Annotated in this window: 6 protein-coding genes and 1 tRNA gene; 1 reads left to right on the top strand and 6 read right to left on the bottom strand. The window is 58.5% G+C overall.

The window, feature by feature from the left end; genetic code table 11:
• The 5 genes from JWQ61_RS16415 to JWQ61_RS16395 all read right to left on the bottom strand — a co-directional run.
• Positions 1–730, bottom strand: a 730-nt coding sequence (locus JWQ61_RS16415; protein ID WP_304361466.1) for a bile acid:sodium symporter family protein, incomplete at its 3' end; no start/stop codon positions are given.
• A gap of 179 nt (positions 731–909) precedes the next feature.
• Positions 910–2,262: a 4Fe-4S binding protein gene (locus JWQ61_RS16410; RefSeq protein ID WP_304361465.1), complete on the bottom strand. Its 1,353-nt coding sequence runs from the start codon at positions 2,260–2,262 to the stop codon at positions 910–912.
• 61 nt (positions 2,263–2,323) lie between these two features.
• Positions 2,324–3,154 carry an FTR1 family protein gene (locus JWQ61_RS16405; protein WP_304361464.1) on the bottom strand — a complete coding sequence of 277 codons (831 nt, stop codon included), beginning with the start codon at positions 3,152–3,154 and terminating at the stop codon, positions 2,324–2,326.
• 76 nt (positions 3,155–3,230) lie between these two features.
• Positions 3,231–3,566, bottom strand: a complete 336-nt coding sequence (locus JWQ61_RS16400; protein WP_304361468.1) for a cupredoxin domain-containing protein — start codon at positions 3,564–3,566, stop codon at positions 3,231–3,233.
• Between the two features lie 59 nt (positions 3,567–3,625).
• Positions 3,626–4,168 carry an iron transporter gene (locus tag JWQ61_RS16395; RefSeq protein ID WP_304361463.1) on the bottom strand — a complete coding sequence of 181 codons (543 nt, stop codon included), beginning with the start codon at positions 4,166–4,168 and terminating at the stop codon, positions 3,626–3,628.
• A 292-nt stretch (positions 4,169–4,460) separates the two neighbouring features.
• On the opposite strand from JWQ61_RS16395, the gene JWQ61_RS16390 reads away from it, so the two are divergent.
• Positions 4,461–4,537, top strand: a tRNA-Arg gene (locus JWQ61_RS16390).
• 195 nt (positions 4,538–4,732) lie between these two features.
• On the opposite strand, the gene JWQ61_RS16385 is transcribed toward JWQ61_RS16390, so the two are convergent.
• Complete coding sequence (locus JWQ61_RS16385; RefSeq protein ID WP_304361467.1) at positions 4,733–4,942, bottom strand: hypothetical protein; 210 nt, start codon at positions 4,940–4,942, stop codon at positions 4,733–4,735.
• Positions 4,943–4,956: the final 14 nt, after the last annotated feature.

The raw sequence follows: 4,956 nt of genomic DNA, 5'->3' as shown, positions 1-4,956 counted from the left end.
CGAACAGCAGCAGCGCCACCACCACAATCAGGCCGACCAGCGACAGCGGCGGCAACTCCTGCCACAAACCCTGCACCACGGCTTCGCTGAAGGCGGTGTAGACCACCAGCAGGATCGAACCCTGGTCGACCATCTTCAAGATGATCTTGTGCTTGTCCAGCCACTTGCAGATCCAGCGGCGGGCGATCTGGCCGGCGACAAAAGGCAGCAGCAGCTGCATCACGATATTCAGGATGGAATCGAAAGAACCCTTGCCCTGGGCATGGGTCACCACCACCAAGCCGACCAGCACCGGCGTCAGGAAGATGCCGAGCAGGTTGGAGGCGGATGCGCTGCACACGGCGGCAGGCACGTTGCCGCGCGCCACCGAGGTAAATGCGATCGACGATTGCACAGTCGAAGGCAAGGTGCACAGGAACAGGATGCCGAGGTACAGGTCAGGCGTCACCAACGGCAGCAGCAGCGGCTTGAATACCAGGCCCAGCAACGGAAACAAGGCGAAGGTGGCTAGCAGCACCGTCAGGTGCAGGCGCCAGTGCAGCGCGCCCTGCACCACCGCTTCGCGCGACAACTTGGCGCCATGCAGGAAAAACAGCAGGCCGATGGCCAGCGTGGTAATCAGGTTGAAAGAAACCGCGACCTGGCCTTTGGCCGGGAACAGGCTGGCGACCAGAACCGTGGTAACCAGCAACAACGTGAAGTTGTCGGGCAAAAAGCGTGGGCGGACCATGATAGGAAACGTAGGCTAGAGTTGGAGAGGGCTTCCCCGCCGCCGTCACCGCCCCTTTTTAAAAGAGGACGGCAAGATAAATATAGACGGGACAACAACCCTCATTTTACGCACTAACGCCCTGGGTATCGACCAGAAACTGACAAAACTGCGACAAAATTCCTGCAAATGATGAAAATTCACCACAACCAGAACATCAGCAGCCAGGCAAAGTTGACCAGGGCCAGGCCGGTTATCACCGGCGCCATGCTCAGCAGGCGGCGTGCCGGCGAGCTGGTATAACGGCCGGTGACGCGCCAGGCCAGCCACACGCTCCACAAGGTTGTCGCGATCAGCAGGATGGCGCGCAAGTCGTTGGCCCAGAACACAGGCAGGTGCTCGCCGCGCAGCAGGCTGATGGTGGTGGCCGACAAGCCAACGAATACGCCGCAGCCGGCCAGCGGAATGGTGGACTGCACCAGGTGGTTGAAACGCTTGCGGTCCCAGCCGCCAAGCACACGGCTGCTCAGTGCGAACAACAACGTCAGCGCAGTGCCGAGCACCAGCCCGGTGGTCAGGATATAGGCGATCACCAGGCTGCCGTCGAGCCAGCTGAAGACATCATTCTGCGCCGGATAATTGGTGAACACCCACCATGGCGCATGGGTATCGAAGGGCCACATGATGTCGCGGTCGATCAGCCAGGTCGCGATGGCTTGCTTGACCTGTACAAACCAGGGGCTGGCCGACCAGTGGAAGGCGCCGATGGCGATCCCCATCAGGCCGTACAAGGCCAGTGCGCTTTCCCACAGGTTATTGTGCTGCTCGCCATGCCGGACGATTTCCTCTGTCGGCGCGCGCCAGGTCAGTTCGATAGCGTCGCGATGGCCGCTGCAACGGCCGCACATATGGCAATCGGCAGCGCCCTTCATGGCCCGCAGCGGCACCAGCGGCGCACAATTGACGGGAATCACGGTGCGCCCTTGCGTGTGGCTGTGGGTGCCGTAGGACGCGCGCCAGGCGGTTTCGTTGACTTTATAGTGGAATGGCGCCAGCTTGGCCAGCAAGCCGAATACGCCATTCACCGGGCACAGGTATTTGCACCAGACGCGCTTGTCGCGGCCATACAGGTAGCCGACCACGATGGCGCCGGCGGTAGAGCCGCCCAGCACCAGCAGCACCGCTTTAGGATATTGATACACGCTCACCATCTGGCCGTAGATGGTGGTCAGCGCAAACGCCACGAACGGCCAGCCGCCCCAGCGCATCCAGTGCGGAATGGCTTTGCCGAGCCCATGGCGGCTGGCGAACTCGGTCAGCGCGCCCTCCGGACACAGCACGCCGCACCAGACCCGCCCCATCAGCACCATGCTGATCAGCACGAACGGCCACCAGATGCCCCAGAATGCAAATTGCGCGATCAGGGTCAGGTTCGACCAGATGTGCGCGGTCTCGTCCGGCAGCGGCAGGAAGATCGGCACCAGGATCAGGAAGCCGTACACCAGCACAATCCCCCACTGCACCCAGCGAATCAGCTTCGCATGGTCCCGCATCCAGTCAGCCGTGCGGGAAAGTCGTGTTTGCGTTTGAGGAATTGCACAAGTATTCATTGGTTTATTTGGCTGGGATTGGCTGCGGCCTGGCTCGTTTGAGGAATAACAATACACACACCCAATATGCCGCATACACCAGCAAGCTCATCAGCGCGGGCTGCGCGCGATAGCCGGTCAGCGTGGAAACCAGGTTGCCGAATGACGTCGTGTCGTCGAGCAGGCGCGAGCTGTCCCAGACCGGATCGACCAGCGTCGGGATGATATCCAGCGACATCAGCCGTTCGATGCCGGTCAGCAGCAGCCCCGCAGCGAGGAACAGCAAGATGATTTCGGTGACCTGGAAGAAGCGGCGCCAGGAAAAAATCTTGCCGCCGAGCTGCAACAGATAGAAGGTCAGGAACGCCAGCGCAAAACCGAGCGCCGCGGCCAGCACCATCACGCCGGCCGAGTCGCCCTTGTCCGCCAGGCCCAGCCCGTAAAGAAAGATCACGGTTTCACTGCCCTCGCGCGCGATCGCCAATGCAGCCAGCGCAAATACGCCCCACCAGTTCGCGGTTTGCAGGTTGGCGCTAAGCGAGGTTTCCATTTCGCGCTTGAGCGTGCGGCCGTGCTTGCGCATCCAGAACACCATCTGCACGATCAATATCGCAGCCAGTATCACCATCACTATCTGGAAGTAATCCTGGGCATCGCCCGATAGCAGCTCGCTGAAACCCAGCAGCGCCGCGCCCAGGCCGATCGCGCCCAAGATGCCGACGCCGACGCCGCTCCACAGATAAGGCAAGCCGCGGCGCGCAGCTTCGCCACCGTTCTTCAGCCACGCGTGCAAAATGCCGACTACCAGCAACGCCTCGACGCTTTCGCGCCAGACTATGAACAAAACCTGACCCATCTTCCGTTACTCCATCAAACCATGACAAGCGCCGCCGGCAATAACAATAGCAATTGCAACAGCTGGCGGTAGCCTCTTATTTAGCGACAATCACACCCTGCGCCTGCGCATGAAAATCATCAAAAAACTTGTATTCGCCCGGCTGCAGCGGCGCGATCACGACGAACGATTGCGCGCCCGGCGCCAGTACCTTTTCCTTGCGCAGCTGGACACTTTCAAATTCAACCGCAGACTGCCCGGTGTTGTGGACTTCGATTTTTATTTTCTGGCCGGCAGGAACCACAATCCGCGCCGGATTGAGGACGCCGTCCTTCATTTCCAGCTTGAAGGTGGGCAAATCGGCGGCCATCGAGGCGGTCGCCGCCAACAGCAGGCCTATTCCCAATACGCCGCGCACTTTGCCTGACGCCATGACCATGCTCTCCGATAAGAATTTCATGGGCGCGTATTTGTCCCGCCTTATTTCCTGCATTAATATCCGCCTTTTTTACCTACCCCGGCAAAGGTGAACTCGTTGACCACCGTGAACGGCTTGAACCAGGCGCCGACACCGGTTTCCTTGTCGACATGCCGGCCAAAATGCGCGCCGACGTTGGCCGACGGCGGCGAAATGATCATCTTCAATGTATATTTCCCCGGCCCCGCCAGCTTGACGTTGTCGCCATAGTGCGGACCATCGCTGGCCACCATCGGCATCATGTCGCCCTTGATGACCTGGGTCGAGCCGGCTTTGGTGAATTCGTAAGAGATGACCAGGTTCGGCATCCAGTCGCCCTCGGCAAAACCGTTGGGATTGTCTTTCACGGCATGGATATCGGCTTCGACATGGATGTCCGACAGTTCCGCCTTGCGCATCATGCCTTCCGGCTCCATCTTGATCGGCTGCAGGTAAACAGCAGCGACCTCCAGGCCGTTCATGATCTGCTGCTTGCCGATCGGATATTCAGCTGCCATTGCGGCGCCGCTAACCCCAAAAGAAACAAGCACGGCCGCCGTAAGCAATTTCACATTCATGCAATCAACCTTTCGAGCTATAAATGATAATGATTATTGTTTGATTATATCATCCGATGAAATGCGCCGCTCCCTATGGCATTGAGGATAAGGGAGATCGAAATAGTCTGAGTTAAAACACAATGAGAACACAAATAAAGCTTCCCATCATGCAATACCTGTGGCATAGTAGCGGACTTGGTTGAGAGCAAGCAGAAAAAGTGTTTTACCTCTGTAAGCGAGAAGAAATATTAGGTTTTACGATATTTCCCTCTTCCAAAATTAACAAAGCTAATATATAATTTTGTTTTTCGCGGCTGTAGCTCAGCTGGATAGAGTACTTGGCTACGAACCAAGGGGTCGTGGGTTCGATTCCTGCCAGCCGCACCAGTAATTCGAGGGGTTGCAAGAGAAATCTTGCAACCCCTTTCTGGTTTACGTCTCGCTTTTTTCGATCATTACCTAATGCTCGAATACAGGTCTTTCGGCCGCCCTTCCCACAAAACCAAACATACAATAAAAAAACCGGCGATCTTCATCACCGGTTCTGCGCGCCATCCAGCTGGCATTTCCTGTTTTCAGATATCAACGCCGCTGCGGATAAATATCCCGGCCGGCCCTATCAATCTGCTGACGCAAGGCGCGCCGCTCATCCGGCGACATCCGGCCGCGTCCCTCGTTGGGGTCGGAGCCGCGTCCGCGGTTCTGCCATTGCTCATCCGGCGCCTGTCCGCGCCTCGGTTCGTACTGCGAGGGCGGCGGCGCGCGGCGGTCGCCGCCACGGTCGTCAGGCATGCGGTCGGAACGTG

The sequence above is a fragment of the Collimonas fungivorans genome, from assembly GCF_028292705.1.
In the GTDB taxonomy this organism is placed as follows: Bacteria; Pseudomonadota; Gammaproteobacteria; order Burkholderiales; family Burkholderiaceae_D; genus Collimonas; species Collimonas fungivorans_B.
This window is presented reverse-complemented; position numbering and strand designations above follow the sequence as displayed.